This is a genomic window from Pseudomonas sp. B2021, from assembly GCF_018135665.1.
Taxonomy (GTDB): domain Bacteria; phylum Pseudomonadota; class Gammaproteobacteria; order Pseudomonadales; family Pseudomonadaceae; genus Aquipseudomonas; species Aquipseudomonas lactis.
This window is the reverse complement of record NZ_SMOF01000001.1, coordinates 2,357,253-2,378,264: the sequence shown is the minus strand read 5'-3', so window position 1 is coordinate 2,378,264 and position 21,012 is coordinate 2,357,253. Positions and strand designations below refer to the sequence as shown.

The 21,012-nt window shown below is 59.1% G+C and carries 18 protein-coding genes; 9 read left to right on the top strand and 9 right to left on the bottom strand.

Annotation, left to right across the window (positions count from 1 at the left end; all coding sequences use genetic code 11):
• Positions 1-136: 136 nt before the first annotated feature.
• From E1K68_RS10810 to E1K68_RS10780, 7 genes are all read right to left on the bottom strand, one after another.
• A complete protein-coding gene (locus E1K68_RS10810) occupies positions 137-2,479 on the bottom strand; it encodes a transporter substrate-binding domain-containing protein (RefSeq protein ID WP_212614067.1) in 2,343 nt (780 codons plus the stop codon).
• Positions 2,476-4,836: an ATP-binding protein gene (locus E1K68_RS10805; protein WP_212614066.1), complete on the bottom strand. Its 2,361-nt coding sequence runs from the start codon at positions 4,834-4,836 to the stop codon at positions 2,476-2,478. The genes E1K68_RS10810 and E1K68_RS10805 overlap by 4 nt, the downstream gene beginning before the upstream one ends.
• 29 nt (positions 4,837-4,865) lie before the next feature.
• The gene (locus E1K68_RS10800; protein ID WP_003190442.1) at positions 4,866-5,531 is read right to left on the bottom strand and encodes a response regulator transcription factor; all 666 of its coding nucleotides are present in this window, start codon (positions 5,529-5,531) and stop codon (positions 4,866-4,868) included.
• A gap of 151 nt (positions 5,532-5,682) precedes the next feature.
• Complete coding sequence (locus E1K68_RS10795; protein ID WP_003190440.1) at positions 5,683-6,348, bottom strand: response regulator transcription factor; 666 nt, start codon at positions 6,346-6,348, stop codon at positions 5,683-5,685.
• 324 nt (positions 6,349-6,672) lie between these two features.
• Positions 6,673-8,007 carry an EAL domain-containing protein gene (locus E1K68_RS10790; RefSeq protein ID WP_212614065.1) on the bottom strand — a complete coding sequence of 445 codons (1,335 nt, stop codon included), beginning with the start codon at positions 8,005-8,007 and terminating at the stop codon, positions 6,673-6,675.
• 137 nt (positions 8,008-8,144) lie between these two features.
• The gene (locus E1K68_RS10785) at positions 8,145-8,567 is read right to left on the bottom strand and encodes a hypothetical protein (RefSeq protein WP_032892354.1); all 423 of its coding nucleotides are present in this window, start codon (positions 8,565-8,567) and stop codon (positions 8,145-8,147) included.
• A 20-nt stretch (positions 8,568-8,587) separates the two neighbouring features.
• On the bottom strand, positions 8,588-9,802 hold the full coding sequence (locus E1K68_RS10780; RefSeq protein WP_078467742.1) for an EAL domain-containing response regulator: 1,215 nt from the start codon (positions 9,800-9,802) through the stop codon (positions 8,588-8,590).
• Between the two features lie 236 nt (positions 9,803-10,038).
• On the opposite strand from E1K68_RS10780, the gene E1K68_RS10775 reads away from it, so the two are divergent.
• Positions 10,039-10,293 (top strand): hypothetical protein, encoded by a 255-nt coding sequence (locus E1K68_RS10775; RefSeq protein WP_003190434.1) that lies wholly within the window; start codon positions 10,039-10,041, stop codon positions 10,291-10,293.
• 5 nt (positions 10,294-10,298) lie between these two features.
• Positions 10,299-10,577 (top strand): hypothetical protein, encoded by a 279-nt coding sequence (locus E1K68_RS10770; protein ID WP_003190432.1) that lies wholly within the window; start codon positions 10,299-10,301, stop codon positions 10,575-10,577.
• Positions 10,578-10,596: 19 nt separating this feature from the next.
• On the opposite strand, the gene E1K68_RS10765 is transcribed toward E1K68_RS10770, so the two are convergent.
• Positions 10,597-11,097, bottom strand: coding sequence for a CinA family protein (locus E1K68_RS10765; protein WP_212614886.1), 501 nt, complete (start codon positions 11,095-11,097; stop codon positions 10,597-10,599).
• A gap of 123 nt (positions 11,098-11,220) precedes the next feature.
• Here E1K68_RS10765 and E1K68_RS10760 point away from each other — a divergent pair, with 123 nt between their 5' ends.
• From E1K68_RS10760 to E1K68_RS10735, 6 genes are all read left to right on the top strand, one after another.
• Entirely contained in the window at positions 11,221-11,628 is a 408-nt protein-coding gene (locus E1K68_RS10760) for a low affinity iron permease family protein (protein ID WP_003190428.1), read from the top strand.
• Positions 11,629-12,241: 613 nt separating this feature from the next.
• Positions 12,242-12,994: an OBAP family protein gene (locus E1K68_RS10755; RefSeq protein WP_034135307.1), complete on the top strand. Its 753-nt coding sequence runs from the start codon at positions 12,242-12,244 to the stop codon at positions 12,992-12,994.
• 80 nt (positions 12,995-13,074) lie between these two features.
• Positions 13,075-14,364, top strand: coding sequence for an SDR family oxidoreductase (locus tag E1K68_RS10750; protein ID WP_057710185.1), 1,290 nt, complete (start codon positions 13,075-13,077; stop codon positions 14,362-14,364).
• A 169-nt stretch (positions 14,365-14,533) separates the two neighbouring features.
• Positions 14,534-14,815 carry a hypothetical protein gene (locus E1K68_RS10745; protein WP_032900539.1) on the top strand — a complete coding sequence of 94 codons (282 nt, stop codon included), beginning with the start codon at positions 14,534-14,536 and terminating at the stop codon, positions 14,813-14,815.
• A gap of 102 nt (positions 14,816-14,917) precedes the next feature.
• Complete coding sequence (locus E1K68_RS10740; protein WP_003190423.1) at positions 14,918-15,175, top strand: DUF6555 family protein; 258 nt, start codon at positions 14,918-14,920, stop codon at positions 15,173-15,175.
• Complete coding sequence (locus E1K68_RS10735; RefSeq protein WP_032892362.1) at positions 15,172-15,411, top strand: hypothetical protein; 240 nt, start codon at positions 15,172-15,174, stop codon at positions 15,409-15,411. Before E1K68_RS10740 ends, E1K68_RS10735 begins: the two co-directional genes overlap by 4 nt.
• Positions 15,412-15,687: 276 nt before the next feature.
• Here E1K68_RS10735 and E1K68_RS10730 read toward each other — a convergent pair whose 3' ends face one another.
• Positions 15,688-16,545, bottom strand: coding sequence for an SDR family oxidoreductase (locus tag E1K68_RS10730; RefSeq protein ID WP_034135306.1), 858 nt, complete (start codon positions 16,543-16,545; stop codon positions 15,688-15,690).
• Positions 16,546-16,854: 309 nt separating this feature from the next.
• Between E1K68_RS10730 and E1K68_RS10725 the strand changes: the two genes are divergently transcribed.
• Positions 16,855-21,000 (top strand): CheR family methyltransferase, encoded by a 4,146-nt coding sequence (locus E1K68_RS10725; RefSeq protein WP_212614064.1) that lies wholly within the window; start codon positions 16,855-16,857, stop codon positions 20,998-21,000.
• Positions 21,001-21,012 lie beyond the last annotated feature (12 nt).

Below are 21,012 nucleotides of genomic sequence, written 5' to 3'. Positions count from 1 at the left end.
GCGTTCATTCAGGAAGCACACATTATCGTTGACGTTTTTCGCGAGCAAGCTCGCTCCTACAGAGGGCGATATACGCTTAACTGAACGGCATTAAGGCAAGCCCCACCTGTGAGAACGAGCGGGTACAGCAACGAGGCTATGCTGGCGCAGGCCTTTGACCAAGCAGCACGCTGAGACGCTCGGCTATCTGCTGCGCTGGCCAGTCACGCTCATCGCGCAATAGCCGTTCCAGGCTTTCGACAGTGCTCACCAGGTCGTCCCGCTCCAGCCCCAGCGCCGCCCCGTGCAGACGCTGAACTGCCTGCAACGCTTGGCTTCGCTCGCGCAAGGCCAGTGCCTCGATCAAGTCGTTGAAGGCCGTGCGCAGGATATGCGACTCCTCCTCTGACTCTTCCTTGGGCATTGCCGGCAGCGGACCTTGCGGCATGTCACACCAAAGCTCGATCATCTGCTGCAACTTGGCTGGTGTAACCGGCTTGACCAGCACCCCGTCGAGCCCCGCATCAAAACAACGCTCTAGGTGCTCGTTATCGCTGAAGCCCGCGACAGCTACAAGCGGACAATGGGCACGCTGCAACACCTGCTCCAACTCACGAAAGGCGCCCGCCAGCGGCTCGATTTCACTGTTTGGCAAGTCGCAATCGATCAATACCATATCGACCCGTCGCACATTGAATAGCGTCAACCCTTGGGCGCCATCAACCGCCAGCAACACCCTACAACCCAGCGCTTGCAGGTGTGCAGGCAGTGTCTGTTGGCCGGTCACAGGCGCCTGCACCACCAACACGTGTGCACCGTTACCCTCCACTTGGGCCGGCGCCGCTTCAGCCTGGGGTATATCCAGGGTCTTGGCCCACTCGACGGACAGTTTGACTTCAACCTCAGTACCCACGCCTTGGGTGCTGTTGAGGGTCAGCTCACCCGACATCAGCCTCACGAGGCGACGGCAAATCACCAGGCCAAGCCCGCTACCACCGGTACGTTTGTAAGAATGCTTGGCCCGTGCATAGGGCCGAAACAGGCTGGCCTGCGCCTGCTGTGACAAGCCAATGCCGCTGTCGATGATGCGGATCAGCACGTGCGGCACAGGAACCTCTGGCCATTCAACCACCTTGAGCTGCACCTCTACCCCGCCTACCTCGGTGAACTTGACCGCGTTGGAGATCAGGTTGCGCAGCACCTGACTCAAGCGCATGCCCTCCAGCATCAAGGGGCCGCTGGGGCGTTCACCACTCAATGTCAGCAACAGGCCTTTTTCTTCGGCGCCGGCGCGATACTCCTCCACCACCTGCTGGACTAAGGCCCAGAGGTCCACAGGCTCCAGGGTCAGGCTCAGTTGCCCGGCCTCCATCCTGGAAATGTCCAGCACGTCATCCACCAGCCGCAGCAAGGTATTGGCGCCGCTGTTGGCCAATTGAGTGAAGTGGCGCTGCTGTTCGTCCAGCGGTGTGTGCTCCAACAACTCGATAGCCGCCAGCACCGCGTTCATCGGCGAACGCACTTCATGGCTGACCACCGCCAAAAACATCGCCTTTTCCCGCTCGCTCTGCACGGCCTGGCGGCGCTGACGACGGCTTTGCCAGGCGAACGCGATCAACAGCAGCACCACCGACAGCAACAGCCACAACTCACCCTGGAAATGCTCGGCGATGTCCTTGATCGTCGGAATGTCCAGGTTCATGTCATCGAACCAGGCGTCATAGATCGCTTTGCGCTCATCGTTGCTGATGGACCCCAGCACTTTCTCCAGGATCGACAACAGGATCTCGTCGCTGTCACGCACCGCCATGCTCACGCCGGTGTGCAATTGCGGCACCACCCCGGATACTTGCAACACCCCCTGATACTGCCGGGAAAGATAGGGGATCAGTAACCATTCAGAGGCGATGGCGGCATCCGCCCGACCGTCCTTGACCATCGCCATGATGTCGACGGCGTTCTGGCCGGAGATCACCGTTATGCCGGGGACCTTCTGCTGCAAAAACGCCTGATACCCCTCGCGCCCCAACATCACCAGGCGTTTGCCGGCAAGTTGTTCCAGGTCCACGAATGGCTGTTGGCCAAAGCGGCTGACGAGGATGGTGGAACTGGTGTTGTAGGGCGTCGTATAGCGCATGCCCAGGTCCTTGACCGGATCGTCATCGCGGCGCCGGGTCGGCAAGATATCCACCTCGCCGCTGATCAGCATGTCCTTGCGGGCGCTACGATTGCCGGTGACCACCGACTGGAAATGCAGGCCGGTACGCGCCGCAATCAGCCCCAGGTACTTGGCCGATAATCCACGCAACTGGCCGTCGCTGATGTACTCGAAGGGCAGCAGGTTGTCGAACACACCGACACGCAGCACGGGGTTGGCGGCGATCCAGTCACGCTCTTGCTGGGTCAAGGTCATCGACGGCGGGTCGGCCTGCGCATCGGCCAGGCCCGCGCTTGCCAGCAGCAACCACCCCAGCAGCAGGCGCAACCGTGCAACCCTCATGGTTGCGTCATCGGCGGCGGCGCGACCATGGCCAGCATGTCCAGCGGGGTCTCCTCGCTCGCGGCACGCCAGTGCTGAACCAACGCCTGAAGCGTGTGCACGTAAACCGGGTTGCCCCAGCCCTCCTCTGCCCGCAACAGGTTCTCCATGTGCGCGGCCGCCTGGGCCAGGGCCGGCCATTCGATGATCAGTGCCGCGCCGTGTAACCGATGGGCAACATGGATGGCCGAAGGGCGATCACAGAGCGCCATCGCCCTGAGCAGGCTCCCCAGGTCAGCCGCCATCTCACGGTTGATAGCGGCCTGATCAAGTGTAGGGGCCATCAAGCTGGCACGCGGTGCCGCCAACGTGACGCCGCACCACTGCTCGATCACGTCACTCAACTGCCCCAGACGTATGGGCTTGCTCAACGCCCCATCCATGCCCGCCGCCAGGCAGCGTTGAAGGTGCTGCTCGCCGGTCAAGGCGGAAATGGCAATGATCGGGCAGCGCGCTCGCCCCCATTGCTGTTCGAGCGCCCGCAGTTCGCAGACCAGGCTGTAGCCGTCCTGATCCGGCAGGTCGCAGTCCATCAATACCAACGCGTAAGCGCTCTCAGCGAACCGCACGCGGGCCTGGGCCGCATCGGCGGCAATCACTGGCACACAACCAAACCCGCTGATTTGCGCCCGCAGCACTTCCTGGTTGGCCAGGGTGTCTTCCACCACCAGCAGCTGCAAACCATCGGTGACATGCAAAGGCATTGGGGCCGGGGCTCGCGTCGGTTCAGCGGCCTCAGGGGCAAGGGTTGCGGGCAAGTACAGGTTGATACACGTCCCCACTCCCGGCTCGCTGCGCAGGGTCAGCGAGCCTTGCATCAAATCGACCAATTGCCGACATATCATCAGCCCCAGGCCGCTGCCTCCCGCACGCTTGTAGGACTGACTCGCCTGGGCATAAGGCCGGAACAAAGAGGCCTGCACCGCTTCGCCCATACCGATGCCGGTGTCGCGGACTTCAACCTGCAACTGATGCTTACCGTCCAGCAAGTCTTCCAGGCGCAGGGTGATGTCAACAGCGCCGGTATCGGTGAACTTGATGGCGTTGGACAACAGGTTATGAAACACCTGCGTCAGCCGCGAACGGTCAAGCCACAACGACGGCAGGGGTGTCTGCACGCTCACATTCAGACTCAAGTGTTTTTCCCCCGCACGCAGGCGATGCAAGCCCACTACGCCATGCACCAGCGCGATGACATCCGTCGCCTCAAGTGTCAGGCGTAACGCCTTGGCCCCTGAATCCGGCCGGTGCAGCACATCATCGAGCAAGCGCACCAGCATATTGGCGCCGCTGTTGGCCAAGTGCGCGAAGTGGCGCTGCTGGTCATTGAGTCGGGTGTGCCACAGCAGCTCCATGGCCGCCAGCACGGCGTTCATTGGCGAGCGTATTTCGTGACCCATCACCGCCAGGAACATGGTTTTTTCCTGCTCGTTCCGCTCGGCCTGCCGCTGCTGGCGGTAACCGCGATAGACCAGCACACACAAGCCAATCAACGCCAACATGCCCAGAATCAAAAGGTGCAAGTAATGGCTGGCGATGTCCCACAGGGTCGGCGCATCTACCTCCAGGTCCCGGTACCAATGCTCGTACATCGCATTCTGCTGTGAGGGGCTGATCGAGCCTAGGGCTTTGCCAATGATCGAGGCCAGCATGGCGTTATCGGTGCGCACCGCCATGTTCACATCCAACATGCTACTGCCCACCACGCCAGAAATTTCCAGCACGCCCTGAAACTGTCGATACAAATAGGGCATCAAGAAGGCTTCGGAGGCCACGACTGCATCGGCACCACCGTCCCGGAGGGTGTTCAGCATGGCCAAGGCCTGGGGGCTTTTGATCAGAGTGGCTCGGGGTGCCCTTTTTCTGAGCAACTGCTCGTAATACTCCACATCGGGGATCACGACGGTTTTATCTTGTAGCTGGTCAAGGTCAAAAATATCGGCGTCGTCGACACGGGTCACGATGATCGGCACGGTAGTGTCGTAGACCAGCGCGGTAAGATCCTCGATAGGCGGCTCGTCACGAAAGCGAAAGTGCGAAGACAGCAGGTCTACCTGGCCATCCAACAGCATGCGCTCACGTGCAGCCCGGGTCTTGACCGGCACATAGGTGAATTCAAGCCCCGTGGCATCGCGCACATATTGCAGGTACTGCACCGGCCGCCCCTGCAGCACGCCACGACTCATGTACTCGAAGGGGACCAGGTTTTCCATCACCCCCACTCGAAGGACCGGATGCTGCGCTATCCACAGCCGCTCCTGCTCCGTCAGCTCAACCGGCGCCGCACAGGCAAGCGCGGCATCCAGCATCAGCAACATGAATAAGAGGGCACCCGGTCGCCATCGCCTCATGGTGAGCCGATGATTTTATTGAGCTTGAACAGTTCATTGTTCGAGGTGACCCCCAATTTGCGAAACGCTGAGGTTTTCTGGGTGCTGATGGTCTTGATGCTGCGATTGAATTTTTCTGCGATTTCACTCACGGTCATGCCCGCCAGATAGCAGCGGATCACCTCCTGCTCACGGCTGGTCAGCTCGGCCTGGACCAGGGCATCCGAGGCTTCGCTGGGGTCTTTGCGCGTCTCGCTGGTGACGGTTTCCGCCAGGCGATACGTCATGTCGGTGCTCAGGTACACCGCGCCGGAGACTACCTTGCGAATGGCCTTGACCACTTGCGTCATGTCCTCGCCCTTGCCAACAAAGCCACGGGCACCGACCCGCATGGCCAGGGCCACGGTAGCCGGGTCATGATGGGCGGACAACACCAGGATCTGGCAACTGGGAAACTTGACCCGCAAGGCGCGGATCAGCGATACGCCATCCATCTCGTCGGGGCTCAGGGAGAAATCCAGCAGCAGCAGGTCAGCCGGAGCGCTGACCAGGCCGGCGAGCAAGTCGCGGCTTTTTTCATAAATGCCAACCACGTCAAAGTTGGCCTCGGCCGCCAAGGTGTTGGCGAGCCCATGCCGAACAACAGCGTGGTCGTCCAATAGAGCAATGCGTACAGGTTTCATCGTATTCGAACCCACTTGGCCCCGCTTAGGTGGCGCGGTCAAACAACAGGGACAGCTATTACGGCACTTCAAGGAGTATATGCAACAACCGCCAAAGGGCACGCCCGCCTACCGCTGTTTTTGCGCGCGTCGGCGTGGCCTGCGTTTAGCGTTAAACACTCTCGATGATGTGCTTGATCCGAAACAGCTCGTTGTTGGACATCACGCCCAACTTGCGAAAAGCCGAGGCCTTTTGCGAACTGATGGTCTTGATACTGCGGCTGAATTTTTCAGCAATTTCGGTGATGGTCATGCCGGCCAGGTAACAGCGGATCACCTCTTGCTCCCGCGCAGACAGGCTGACAAAACGCATCGCGTCATCGCGTGATTGCTCCTCACCGTCATAGTTGACCGCCGTGGCTTCGGCCACCCGATAGGCCATGTCGGCACTCAGGTAGACAGCGCCCGAAGCCACCAGCCGCACTGCGCTGATCAATTGGCTCATGTCTTCACCCTTGCCGATAAACCCACGAGCACCGACGCGCAGGGCAAGAATCACCGTGGCCGCGTCATGGTGTGTGGAAAACACCAGGATTCGGCAGCCCGGGTACTTTACCCGCAGGGCACGGATCAGCAGGATGCCATCCAGCTCATGAGGGCCGAGCACAAAATCGAGCAACAACACCTCGGCCGGGTGTGTCAGCAGGCCGGCCATCAACTCACGACTGCGAGCGTAGACCCCCACCACTTCAAAATCAGGTTCCTGTACCAACCGATTGACCAAACCATGCCGCACGATTGCATGATCATCCAGCAAAGCAATTTGTAGGCGTTTCATAAATGACGGAACACTCTGTATAGCGTGCAAAAAAATGGACAACGACGCTGCCTCACTCTGAATAAGTTAAGGTCCTCTCAGACTCATCCATTTCATCAATTACATCCGTGCAACTGAACATCACACGCCACACGCTCACTCCCTATAACTTAACGCGCACAGGCTCACCATCGCAGTTAAAAAATGCGCCAATTCTTCACAATAACAACGGTATAAAACTTAATAGATCTGCGAAAAACTTAATATAAGAAAACTCCTAAAAACCAAGAGCTGACCTACACACATCAAGTTCCAATACTTACTTGCCCGCCAAACTTTACAGCCTCAGCCGTTCTTTTCCCGCTCAATCACAAAGTTCAAGAAGGCGTCTATTTCCATCGGGCGCGCCAGCGCATAGCCCTGCCCTACCCGGCAACCCAGGCGGTGCAGCAGGGGGATCGTGGACTCGTCCTCGATCCCCTCCGCCACCAGACTCAGGTTGAGCAGACGTGCCCAGTTGACGATGCCGGCGATCACCTTGCGTGACGAGGCGTGTTGCTCGACACCGCGCACAAACGAGCCGTCGATTTTCATTTCATCAAACGACAGGTTCGCCAACAGCTTGAAAGTGGCTGCGCCGCTGCCGAAGTCATCCAGCGAAACCTGAAAACCCTTGGCGCGAATAGTCGTCAATGACGCCGAAAGATGCAGCTCATCCGGCTCCTGCACATCTTCGGTCAGTTCGACTTTCAGCAAGCGGCTCGGCAGATCTGCCTGGCGCATGCGCAAGGCCAGGCGCTCGGCAAAATTGGGGGTGCACAGGGTCTTGGCCGACGCATTCACCGCGATAGGGATCGTAATGTTTTCGCGCTTTAACGCTAGCATCACGCGCAGAGTCCACATCTCCACCAGGCTGAACAGCAACAGGTCCAGGCCGAGACGGTTGACCAGCGGCATCAACACCGCAGGCGGAATTTCACCAAAGCGCGGGTGCTTCCAGCGCACCAACGCCTCAGCGCCGACGATGCGCCGGCTCAGCAACTCGAACTGTGGCTGAAAGACAAAGCGCAATCCCTCGCCGGTGGTCAGGGCGTTGATGACTTCATCCTCAGCCAGCGACTCAAACGTCATGGCCTGCAGCTTGGGGTCCGGTTGAGCGAGGGTCAGCAGCACCGTGCGCAAGGCATCGCCCAGCTCCAGCGGGCCACCGTCACGCAAGATCTGCACGCTGATTCCCGCCGACTGCGCCAGGCGCGAATGGGATTCCAGTGCGCTGATGGCTACGCCGCCCATGTGCTTGACCCACAACTGCTTAGCGGGCGCTTCGCACGCCGGTGTAACTGTTGCTTCGATCAAATTTTCCTGCACATTCAGGGTGGTTTCGCCGGTCCAGAAAATACTCGGAAACTGCATTAACGTACCCGCGTCATGCAGTGCTTTGAGCACACTTGGCAACATCAGGCCATCGCCACACTCGGAGCGGATTTCGCACACGATGATGTCCACGCGGTGCGCGCTTAACCACGCCTGCAGCGCCTCCAGCGAGGCGACCGTGGCCAGCGGCGTGACCCCCATGCCACCCAACGCAGAGGCGAGGCGCAAGACACACGCAGGGTCGGTTGCCAACGTGATCACGCGCAGGGCGCTGAACTCGTTAGGCACGGCGGCATTTAAGATCATGACAAAGAATTTCCCGAGATTGTTTCAGCGAAAAAGCTTATCAGTGCCTAAAAAGAAGCAAATAGGAATGGGACTAAAAGCATAAAACTGAGGCGGTGGCGGGTCCCGCGAAAAGCGTGCAATAGCTCACATCAGGATTAATTGGATTCCAGCAACGGTCTGCCCGAGCGCTGTTTTATTTGCACATCCACCCGATCCATGACGCGCGCCAGAATCGATCGGTCCGGAACACCGGAGGCAATAAAGCCGCAGCGTTGCGCCGTGACTGGATTATCGGGAAACGCTTGCAGGGTCACGCCCTGATAAATCAATGAGTGTCTGACACACGCGTACTCCTCAAGCATTTGCTTAAACTGTGCGCCCGCCGCGTGCACGGTTTCTTCATTGATCACCAACAGATCAAATACATCCCTTGCGTTATCCAATAACGTAATCAACACCTTGAGGGAATCGACAGGCACAACGCGGTGGTATCCCAAATGGCCAAGGTCTTTTTCAATACTCATTCGCCGGGTGGCATCGCTATCTACCAACGCGATCCGCAAACGTGGATTGGACATAAAAGCCCTCCTGATTGACATCAAATATTGCTGCGCGAGTTCAACTGGGTCGCCAGCCAGGCCAACGCGCGCGCAGCGTTCATGGGACGAGCACAGAGATAGCCCTGGGCCTCGTTGCATCCCAGCTTCAGTAATCCCAGGCGCTGGTTTTCGTTCTCGACGCCCTCCACCACCACTCGCATGCCCAGTGCCTCGCCCAGTGCCAATGTGCTACTGACCACGGCACGGTTGCGCGCACTGCTTTGAAGATCGCGGGTAAATGCGGCGTCCAGTTTGATTTCGGTAAACGGCAACTGGCACAGGCGCTCCAGCGAGGAATAGCCGGTGCCGAAGTCATCAATCGACAGGCCGGCACCCATCATGCGCAGTCGTATCAGGGTGTCGAGCACGGCGGGAGAAACTTCCAGCAGGCCGCATTCAGTGATTTCAAACGTCAGACGACACGCAGCAATGGCGTGGGATTGGAGTGAGTCGCAAAGACGCGGCAGTAATAAGCCATGACCGAGCTGGTCGGACTCCAGGTTAAACGCCAGCGATAGGAACTGCTCCTGCTCTGCCAACTGCTGCAAGAACTCAAGGCCTTGTTGCAACAGCGCGAAGAACAGTTCATCCAACGCGCCAACTTGAGCGAGCAACGGCAAAAAATCTGCCGGATACAACAGGCCGTATTGTGGATGTTGCCAACGCGCCAGCACTTCAAAACCGCGCACCTGCCCCGTGCTCAAATTGAACTTGGGCTGGAAAAACGCCTTGAACTCATGCCTTGAAAAACCCCCAGCCACGCAGGCCTTGCTCAAGAACCCAGACCGGCTGCTTCGGCGCGCCTGCTTTGTCGGCGCCCCAATCCTCTCCAGGTAGCGGCTGAGCATAGGCGCAATGGCGCTTGCTGGCACCGGGAAGTCCACATAACCCAATACACTGATGCCCAACAGGCCTGCCATGCGATCAATTGCATCGTGCAGGTCCGTGCCATGGGCGCTGAACATAATGAGCGCTTTAGCCAAGTGGCCACGGCCGAGCACTTCGATGGCCCTCAAGCCGTGTGCGCCCTCGTCCTTCAAGTTGCACAAGGCGATATCGACAGGCCCGGTACGCTCGAGCAACTCAACGGCCGCCGCGACATCGGCAACGGCGGCCACCTCTTCACACCCGACCTCTCGGAACACCTGGGTGGCAACAAGCCGCTTGAACGGGTGTTCTTCGATGACCAGAACACGAATAGGTAGGAAGGACATGGCAGAGCACACATAAGTGGGGATGTGCGAATTATCGGCAGAGCTTCAGCCGGCGTATTTAGGAACGCTCCTAGAAAGGGCCAGAAATCTGTACGGCATTATCGAAAGCTAAAGCAATGCGAGCTCATCGGGACAAGGTAAAACACCGGCCTCCAAGCAGCCATTACCTTGCCAGTATTTACGCCAACTGATTCTGAGCTAGCCTTAACGCGCTGAGTCCTTTATGCGGTGAACTCATGGATACGTTAACGAAAGCCGAAATCGAAACGGCCCTTTCCGCTCGCCTTCCCAAGTGCGCGGTCAAGTGCGCGCTCAACCCGGACGGCAGCCTTTCAGTCACTGTAACGGCGCACGGTATGGACCAATTCACCATCGCCAACATCAACCGCGCCCACTACCACGGTGTTTCCGGGATCAACCGGCTTGTGCGGGAAATACGTGAAGAAATGGTCATCGCCAGGCAGTCTTTCTGGCTGTCATCGGTGGGGTAACAGATATGCCAGACGCTACTGACGCAACGCTGCAACCGGTCAACATTGAATACCTGCAAGACACGCTGTTCGGTGTGAACACGCTCGCCAGCGAGTGCATGGCGCAGCTTGTGCGCGCTGCGCCCGGTGTGCAGTTGCGGCTTGCGCCGCCATGGCCCGCGCAATTGCTGAAGGCCCACTGGATTAGCTTTGAATGGAACGGTCAGGCCTATCGTGGTGTGGTGCAGGAGGCTAAGTCCTTAACCAATGGCGACTTGCTGCTGGACATCGAACCGCAGCCGTAAACGCGCGCACTTGGCAGCATTAGGCGCGTTCACCCACCAACGCCCGCTGGTGAAAATGCGGCAGCCATTTCAATGCATGAAGAGACGCGGCCAACTGCACCTGCTCACGAGAGCCCATAAAGTGTTCCTTGCGACTGAACACACTCAGTGCCCCGCCGTTTCGATAAGCCCAAGCAAAACAGACAGTGCCTGGAGGAATGCCGTCCATCCCATCCGGCCCCAGCAGGCCAGTGGTGGCGACCGCCACATCGGCGGGGCTGTCGCGCAGCGCGCCTTGGGCCATTTCCTGGGCGACCTCACAACTGGTGAGGTTGAACGTTTCGATGGTGTAAGGGCGTACGTTTAACAGCCGCTGTTTCGCCTCTGGCGAATACACCACGTACCCGCTTTCGATCCATGAACCGCTGCCGTCGACCTGGGAAAGCAAGGTGATGATCTTGCCTGCGGTACACGACTCCGCCGTCGTGATGACCAATTGATGGTGCTTGAGGTATTCAACGATAGAAGCAGCGACCGACATGCTGAACGCTCCTGTGCAGAGGGGTGTTGCTGATTGATTTTTGTCAAAAAAAATCGATTTGTAAAAAAGAATTTCGAAAATCTGCTGGGGTCTACAGAGGAACATCCCCCAGGAGACAGCACCATGAAGTTCGCGAAATTCTGCCAAAAACTCTCCAACCAGGCGGGCAGCTCAAAAACCTTTCTGACAGCCGTCAGCTTGATTGCTGTTTGGGCGCTCACCGGGCCTTATTTTCAATACAACGACACCTGGCAGTTAATCATCAACACCTCCACCACCATCATCACCTTCCTGATGGTGTTCCTGATCCAGAATACCCAGAACCGCGACAACGATATTCTTCATCTGAAACTGGACGAGCTGATTCGTGCCACCAAAGAAGCCCACAATGCGGCGTTGAGCCTGGATAAGCTCGGGTCGCGAGAGCTGCAGAAATTGCGCGAGCAATACAGCAAGTTGGGGCAGCCTAACGCGGTTGATGACAGCGAGCGGGAGGCGGATTCTTCCGGTTCTTCTAGCGGCCCGATCTGAGGCCTACGTAGGTCTGCGTGGGCCTGCGTGCCTTGGCACAACGCTGTAGCGTTCAAAGGTAACCACGATGCGAAGCGAGCCGCTCTTGATCTTGCTCTGCTTTTGATCTCAGGCGCCCCGTTAAACCACGCTGGCCGAACGCAGGCTTGAATTCGTGGGTAACCCGGCAGGACGCCGGGTTAGCCGCCCCGCGCCATGGATGGCGCGTGGCGGCGGCCCACGGATTCAAGCCTGCGTTCGGGCACACCGAGCCTAAGCGAGGTGCCGAGTGGTGGGGCAAGAGCGCTTTGCTTACTTTCGCGCTTTTCGAAAGTGAGCCGCCGTCAGGGCGGAACCCTAAGTGGCCGTTACCGCAGCAATGGATATGCACACAATCCAACTTTGTCGCCTGCCAGGCCGCCTTCGCGAGCAAGCCCGCTCCCACAGTTTGATCGCGGGGCATCAGATAGATAGGGGCCGGCTGGGAGGCCGTCATCGCCGGCAAGCCACATGCGTGAGTGTTCAACTCAAAGCATTTTGAACGCTCCGCACGCTCGTCTTTCCAACGAGAACAGGATTAAACCTGGCTTTGATCCTCGAGCGTGAACACACCGGCAACAGGAGGCAGCCGACCATGACTGACAACCCCACCCAACCCTTAGCCGCAGTAGCGATGCTGGCCCTGCTCAGCGCCTGCGCTGGCAACAACTCACCCTCGAATGTCGAGGCCCCCGGAAAACCCACGAAGCCCTCGACCCGAACGCTGGAAGCCGGCGCCGCCCTGCTGCAATCTCGCCCACCGATTGACGCACTGAACGCCTACCTGGACGGCTTTCACTTCTACAACGGCCATCCCGATGTACAAATGGAAGCCCATCACTACTGTGCAATCCTCAACGAGGAGGTCATCCAGTGCGTGATCTACGACGGCAACCGCAAGGATGCCAAGTTGATGGGCGTGGAGTACATCATCAGCGAGGCGCAATTCAACACGCTGCCCGCGCCTGAGAAGGCGCTGTGGCATAGCCATGTGCATGAAGTGAAGTCAGGGCAACTGGTGGCTCCGGGAATCCCCGAGGTGGCGGAGCATGCACTGATGGAGAAGCTGGTGCACACCTACGGCAAGACCTGGCACACCTGGCATACCGATCTGGATAAACGCCTGCCCCTGGGTGTCCCGCAGTTGATGATGGGGTTCACCGCTGACGGCCAGGCCGACCCGCGTATGGTCGCCGAGCGAGATAAACGCCTGGGCATCGACAGTACCGAAAAGAAAAAGGCTCGCGCCGATATCCCCGCGCCGCCCATCGCACCCGGTGCAGACGCGTGGCGCCAGGGCACGGTTATCCAGATCGCCGACCCAACCCAAAAGGCCCACCGGCACTGACGCCGCCATTCAGTCATTTGGATTGAACGATCATTTGCGGGCCCTTCTCTACCCAAGACCAGCCAAAGGAGGATGTCATGATGATTGATACCGCAACCGGAATGAGGCCTGGCGAGCGATACGCCGTGGAAAACCTGGAGCGCACCCCGAACTTCAGCGGGTTTTTCTTGGACGGAAAATATTACCTGGGCCCTGAACTGATGACGGCAGTCGGATGGCTTGAGGGCCAGACGTTTATCTACGATGAGCTCGATGCCACAGGCGAACCGGTGTTTCCCGACCGCGTCGCTGGCACCCTCGAAAACTTGACCCTGATACTGACTGACGGCGCCCGCCTACAACTGCACCCGGTGCCCGTCCACGTGCCCGAGGATTCGCCTGGCGTCATGCAGGCCAAGGGGAAACTGCACGGCAAAACCGTGGTGATCACCGGCGCCTCCAGTGGCATTGGCCGCGCGGCTGCTCACGCCTTTGCCGAGCAAAGTACCCGCTTGGTGTTGGCGGCCCGAGATGAAAAAGCCTTGGAAGAGGTCGTCGAGGAATGCGCTGCGCGTGGCGCCGAGGCCATCGCCGTTAAAACCGATGTGACCCAGGGCGACCAGATGCGCGCCCTTGCCGAACAGGCGGCGGCCTTCGGCAATGGCCGCATCGATATCTGGATCAACAACGCCGGAGTAGGTGCGGTCGGCAGTTTCGAGGACACGCCCCTGGAAGCCCACGAACAGGTGCTGCAAACCGACCTGCTCGGGTACCTGCGCGGCGCCCACGTAGTGTGGCCCTATTTCAAAGCCCAGCACCGCGGCATTCTGATCAACACCTTGTCGCTGGGCAGTTGGGTAGCCCAGCCCTATGCCGTCGCCTACTCCGCCAGTAAATACGGCCTGCGCGGCCTGACTGAGGCACTGCGTGGCGAGCTGACTGACTACCCGGATATTCATGTGTGCGACATCTATCCCGCCGTGATGGACACACCGGGCTTTCGCGATGGCGGCAATTTTACCGGCCACGAGTTGACGCCACCGCCACCGGTCTATGACCCGCATAAAGTCGCGCAAGCGATGGTGGCCTGTGCGCTGCAACCCAGAGACAGCACCACGGTAGGCAGCGCTGCCACCGTGGCCCGCGTCGCGCATTTTTTGCTGCCTGGCTTTGCCCGGTTATCCGGTTGGCTCACCCGCCTCGGCCTGGAGCGCAGCCAGCGCGCCGCGACCTCTGCGGGCAACCTCTACACCCCGGCAAGCGGCGAACGTCGTGTCGAAGGCGGCTGGCGGCAAACCCGCCGTACGCCCTATGGCATTGTTGCAATAGGCGCAGCGCTGCTAGTGGGTGGCGTTGTCGTTGCGCGCAAATATTCAGCTCGTCACAAATGAACACGGCAAATCCCGAATGCCAGCCAGTCAAGCGCAGCTCCTCTGTGTGCGGGCTTGCTCGCGAAGGCGTCGGTCCATTAAACATTGATGTGACTGATCCACCGCTTTCGCGAGCAAGCCCGCTCCCACATTTGATCTTCGTTGTCTCCCCTTTATGAGGTAACCCAGCATGTCTTACGATTACCAAGGTACTGCCAGTGTCATCACTGCCTCGCGCCATCTTGGAACACCCTCAGATGAACGCCTTAACGAATCAAAAAGCATCCAAATGGCCAGCAGCGGGAAACCGACCATCGCGCGCTTGGACTTTGACACGCCATTGGATTGGCCCGGCAATCCCAACTTTATTACCGTCAATTTGCCTGACGGCTCCTCTGTCAGCGGGGTGATCGCCGAGCTGGAACGCCCGGCCGATGGGCCTGGATGGGTCACCTTTACGGTAGATGATTAAGCCTCATCCACGCCCTGCGCCCAGTCATCGAATTGTCGGACAACTTATTTGAATTTTTTTTGACGTCAAATATCTGTAGTTCATGAGTATCAAGGAGGCCTCATGAAACACAACGACCTATTCACTATCGAGTACCAGCTGCACGGCGAGCCCAAGTCTTTCATCGTGCGCGCGCCGCGCATGGACAATGCCGAGGCTTGGCATTGGGCCAGTTGTGACGCTGGTGTGGCGGTCATCCCCAAATTTGGACAACACACGTTCAAGCGTGTGTCCAAACCGATGGCGGAGAAATACGGCATTACCCAGGTGCGCTGGAGTGGCGCGGCACAGATTCAATGGGCGGAGGGCCTCAGAGGATGAACAGCCAGACTCTTGGTTACACAACGACAAACAGGCGGGACGATGAGGTCGCGCGAAACGCCGAGATGTTTTTTGAAGCGGATCGATTGGATGCGTTGGCGTACGAGATCATTGAGTCCTACAGCGGCGATGCGCAGACGTGGGCGCGCTTTACCGAGGCGAAGAAACGTGCGGATGCGCAGCGTACAGTGGCCTATCGGGAGTGGATGCGAATTCATCGTTCCAAGCGCAAATAACGTCAGCCTGTGGGAGCTGGCTTGCCTGCGATAGCGGCCTGACAACCCATCAGGATGTCAGGCCGAGTGTATATCCCCTCGCGTTCACGCCCCTGACTCAGGGTCTGTCGAAGGCCCGCCGGGAGCAACACCGCCTTGCTCCTTTGCCTGTTGTCCGCCTGCCGGAGCCTGCGATTTATCGTTTCGCTTCGCTGCCGGCGGGCGCACCTTGCGCTCGGAATGATTCGGTTCGTGGTGCTTCGAGGCTTCGCTCATACCGCCCTCCTCAATCACTGATCAAAGTATCGGCTTGCCACCCGTCACACCGTAGCGTTCGCCGGAGATGTAACTACCCTCATCCGACGCCAGCAGCACATAGATCGGCGCCACTTCCACCGGCTGGCCGGGACGTCCCAGTGGGGTGTTGCCACCAAAGTTTTTCACCATATCCTCCGTCATTGTCGAGACGATCAACGGTGTCCAGATGGGCCCGGGTGCCACGCTGTTGACGCGAATCCCGCGCTCGCCGAGCATCTGCGCCAGGCCGGCGGTGAAGTTGGCAATCGCGCCTTTGGTGGCCGCATAGGGCAACAGGCTGGGGTTGGGCATGTCGGAGTTGACCGAGCTGGTATTGATGATCGAACTGCCCTCGGCCATGTGAGGCAGCGCGGCCTTGCAGATGCGGAACATCGCGGTGATGTTGACGTTAAAGGTTTTCACCCAGTCCTCATCGGGGATGTCTTCCAGAGACTGATAGGTCATCTGGAACGCTGCGTTGTTGACCAGCACATCGATGCGGCCGAACTTCTCCACGGTGTCGTTGACGATGGCCGTGCACTGCGCCGCATCGCCCAGGTCGCCGGGCAGTAACAGGCATTGACGACCCGCCGCCTCGACCCAGCGTGCGGTCTCCTTGGCGTCTTCATGTTCATCCAGGTACGACACTGCCACGTCCGCGCCTTCACGTGCGAAGGCAATGGCCACCGCCCGCCCGATGCCGCTGTCGGCTCCGGTGACCAAGGCGATTTTATTCGCGAGCCGGCCCGAGCCTTGGTACGACTGCTCACCGCAATCGGGCATCGGGTCCATCTTGCGCTGCTCACCGGGTACGGACTGTTGCTGGGGTTGGAACGGTGGTTTTGGATAGCTGTTCATCAGAGCTTCTCCTGGGTGGGTTTCTCTTTGCGAGGGTTTGCCAGCAAGCGAAGTTCAGACGGATTTTCAGAAAATCGGATAACCGTGCACCCACGGTGGCCACTCGTCAGTTTGATTAAACCTTCCGACGGTTGCGCGTCTCAACCGGGGCGTAGTGGTCCGTCGAATGACCGGGTGGCCTCAAGGCATTTTTTGTTGGCAGCAGGTTTTCAGCTATATTTCACTGTCGGTTCAGCCCTCGCCCTCGTTGTTCAAGTTCTTCCCTCTACACCCCGTCTTCCTGTGCGCCGTTAACCAAGGTTGGTATTTATGAAGTCTGCCCCCCCGCGGTCCCCCAACGTACCGCAACGCAAAGATCTGACCCCCAGTAACCTGAGTTTCCCGGTGGTGGGTATCGGTGCGTCAGCGGGCGGGTTGCAAGCCGTGAAAGCGCTTTTTGAGCACATGCCCAAAGACTGCGGCATGGCCTTCGTGGTGATCCTGCATCTTTCGCCCGACCATCAAAGCGTGGCAGACAAGATCATCCAGCAAACGACCCGCATGCCGGTGTCGCAGGTCAATGACGCCACGCCCATCGAAAAGAACCACGTGTACGTCATCTCACCGGCGCAGCTGTTGAAGATGAACGATGGCTACCTCGCGGTCTCGCCTGCCGTACGTGAAGACGGGACGCACATTGCCATCGACCTGTTTTTTCGCGACCTGGCAGACACCCATAAAGAACGCGCGTTTTGCCTGATCCTGTCCGGTACCGGCTCAGACGGCGCGGTGGGGCTGTCACGGATCAAAGAGCAAGGCGGCATCACCCTGGTGCAAGCCCCGGAAGACGCCGAGTACGATGGCATGCCGCTGGCGGCCATCGAAACGCAGATGGTCGACCTGGTGCTGCCTGTGGTGGAAATGCCGCAGAAGCTGCTGGAACTGTGGCGCAATGCCCAGTCGATTGTCCTGCCCACCGCCAACGACCCGGAGATCAAGACCACCCCACCCAGCTCCGAACGCGATGCCGCCGTGGCCGAGCAGCTGTTGCTGGATATTTTGATCCAGCTGCGCGCCAGTACCGGGCATGACTTCAAGCATTACAAACGCGCCACGGTGTTACGGCGTATCGAGCGGCGCTTGCAGGTCACGGCTCAACCCGACCTGGCCACCTATTACAACTTCCTCCAGGCCAACCCGGACGAAACCAAGGCGTTGCTGGGCGACATGCTGATTGGCGTGACCAACTTCTTCCGCGACCGCGAGGCCTTCGAAGCCCTTGAGCGAGACGTGATTCCCAACCTGGTGAAGTCACTGGAAGACAGCGTGCCGCACCGTGAGGAGGTGCGTATCTGGTCGGCGGGTTGCTCCACTGGTGAGGAGGCCTACAGCCTGGCGATGCTGGTGGCCGAACAACTGGCGCTGGATGCCAGCGGCGCAAAGATGCAGGTGTTTGCCACCGATATTGATGAGCGGGCCATTACCCATGGCCGCAATGGTGTGTACCCCGAAGCGATCATCACCGACGTACCGCCTCAACGGTTGCGCCAGTACTTTGCCAAGGAGAAGAATCAGCACTACCGGGTGCGCAAGGAAATTCGCGAGAAGGTGCTGTTCGCCAAACACAGCCTGCTGGCCGACCCACCGTTCTCGCAGATCGACCTGATCGTGTGCCGCAACCTGTTGATCTACCTGGACCGCGAAGTGCAGCGCGACATCCTGCAAATGTTCCACTTCGCGTTGCGCCCCGGTGGCTACCTGTTCCTCGGCTCTTCGGAGTCGGCCGACGGCTGCCTGGACCTGTTCGTACCGGTGGACAAGCGCAACCGCATTTTCAGGGTGCGTGCCGGCTCGTCCGCCGTGCGCCGCGCCCCGACCATGCCGCGAGGCGGTTATCTGCGCCCGAGCACCACGACACTGGCGATTGAAACCAAGGCGCCCAACAAGGTCTCGTTCGCGGACATCCATCTGCGCGCCCTGGAAAAAGCCGCGCCGCCCAGCGTTATCGTGAATATGCAGGCCGATATCCTGCACATGAGCGAAGGCGCAGGTCGCTTCCTGCGCTACGTGGCCGGCGAGGTGACGCACAACCTGCTGACGCTGGTGCACCCCGATTTGCGCCTGGATATTCGCACCACGCTGTTCCAGGTCCAGCAATCGAATAACCCGGTGTCTTCGCGCAAGATCCGCATCCAACGCGAGCAAGGCCCCTTCCTGGTGGACATCAGCGCCCGCCCCTACCGCGATGAAGCGACCGAAAACGACTACGTGCTGGTGATCTTCCAGGAAACCGCCGTCGACCCGTTGCTGCCCGACATCGACGCCGTCAGCCAGGCCGAAAACGCGATCATGAGCAACCTGGAGCGCGAGCTGCAACGCACCAAGTTGCACCTGCAGGACACCATCGAACAGGCGGAAGTCTCCAGCGAGGAACTCAAGGCCTCCAACGAAGAAATGCAGGCGGTCAACGAAGAACTGCGCTCGGCCACCGAGGAGCTGGAAACCAGCAAGGAAGAGTTGCAGTCGATCAACGAAGAATTGCTGACCGTCAATTTCGAGCTCAAGACCAAGGTGGAAGAGACGGACAAGGTCAACGATTACCTGACCAACCTGATCGCGTCCACCGACATTGCCACGGTCTTCGTCGACCGCAACATGCGCATTCGCTGGTTCACACCGCGGGCCACGGATATTTTTAGCATGCTGCCCGTGGACACCGGGCGTTCGCTGCTGGACATCACCCACCGCCTCGATTACCCGCAAATGACCGAAGACGCCACCACCGTGTTTGAGTCGCTGAGCATGATCGAGCGGGAAATCAGCAGCAACGACGACCGCTGGTACATTGCGCGGTTACTGCCGTACCGCTCCAGCGAAGATCACATTGACGGCACCGTGCTGACCTTCATTGATATCACCAAGCGGCGCCAGGCCGAAGAGGAACTGCGCCTGGGCGAGGAGCGCATGCGCCTGGTCGCCGAGAGCACCCATGACTTTGCCATCATCATCCTCGATGATCATGGCGCCATCACCGACTGGAACACCGGTGCCGAACTGATCTTCGGCTACACCAAGGACGAGGTGCTGGGCGCTTATTACGACCTGATTTTCTCCCTGGAAGACCGCTCCGCTGGCGTGCCGGAGAGCGAACTGCGCACCGCCCGCGAACATGGGCGTGGCGAAGATGAACGCTGGCACGTGCGCAAGGACGGCAGCCGCTTCTATTGCAGTGGCGAGGTCACCCAGCTCAAGAGCAACAGTTTGCGCGGCTACGTCAAGATTGCCCGCGACCTTACCGGCCACAAGCGCACGCAAGATGAACAGAATCAGCGCTTGAAGGAAACCCAGACCAACAGCCACCTCAAGGATGAGTTCTTCGCGGTGATGTCCCACGAACTCAAGCATCCGTTGAACCTGATCCAGCTGAACGCCGAACTGTTGCGGCGCTTGCCCGCCACCAAGGTTGCGGGCCCGGCCATCAAGGCGGTCAATACCATCTGCGAAGCGGTGTCCAGCCAGGCGCGGATCATTGACGACCTGCTGGACGTCGCCCGGGTTCGCACGGGCAAGCTGAAGCTGAAAAAGCAACCGATCGACCTGATTCGCACCCTCAAGGACATTCATAGCGTGGTGCTTGCCGACGGTCATCGTCGCCAGGTCAGCCTTCAGACACCTTCGGTGCCGGGCCCGTTGATCGTTGACGTAGACCCGACGCGCATCGAGCAAGTGATCTGGAACCTGGTCAACAACGCCCTGAAATTCACCCCCGAGGACGGCCAGGTGCAGTTGGTGGTCAGCCGAACGGACGGGCGCGCGCAACTGGACGTCATCGACAGCGGCGCAGGCCTGGCCGCAGACAGCCTGGAGAAAATCTTCGACCTGTTCGGGCAAGCGGAAAATCAGCATCAGACCCATCAGCGTGAAGGCCTGGGCATTGGCTTGTCGCTGGTACGGCAGTTGGTGGAGGCCCATGGTGGTTCGGTGAGTGTGCAGTCGCGAGGGTTGGGCTTCGGTTGCACCTTCTCGATCTGGCTGCCTCTGTGCGTACAGCAGGATCATCTGCTCGATAGCGGCGCTACCCAGAACGAAGATCAGCGCCTCAATGGCCTCAAGGTTCTACTGGTCGATGATTCAGCCGAAGTCCTTGAGGTGCTGAACATGCTGCTGGAAATGGAAGGCGCCCAAGTGAGCGCCTTCAGCGACCCTTTGAGCGCGCTTGAAACAGCCCGGGATGCCCATTACGACGTGATTATTTCGGACATCGGCATGCCGAAAATGAATGGCCATGAGCTGATGCAGAAGCTGCGTAAAGTAGGCCACCTTCGACAGGCTCCCGCCATCGCCTTAACGGGCTATGGCGCTGGCAATGACCAGAAAAAGGCGACTGAATCGGGCTTTAATGCGCATGTCAGCAAACCCGTTGGCCATGATTCGCTCATCACCTTGATCGAAAAACTGTGCCGCTCCCGCCCCTAGGCGTGGGGCAGG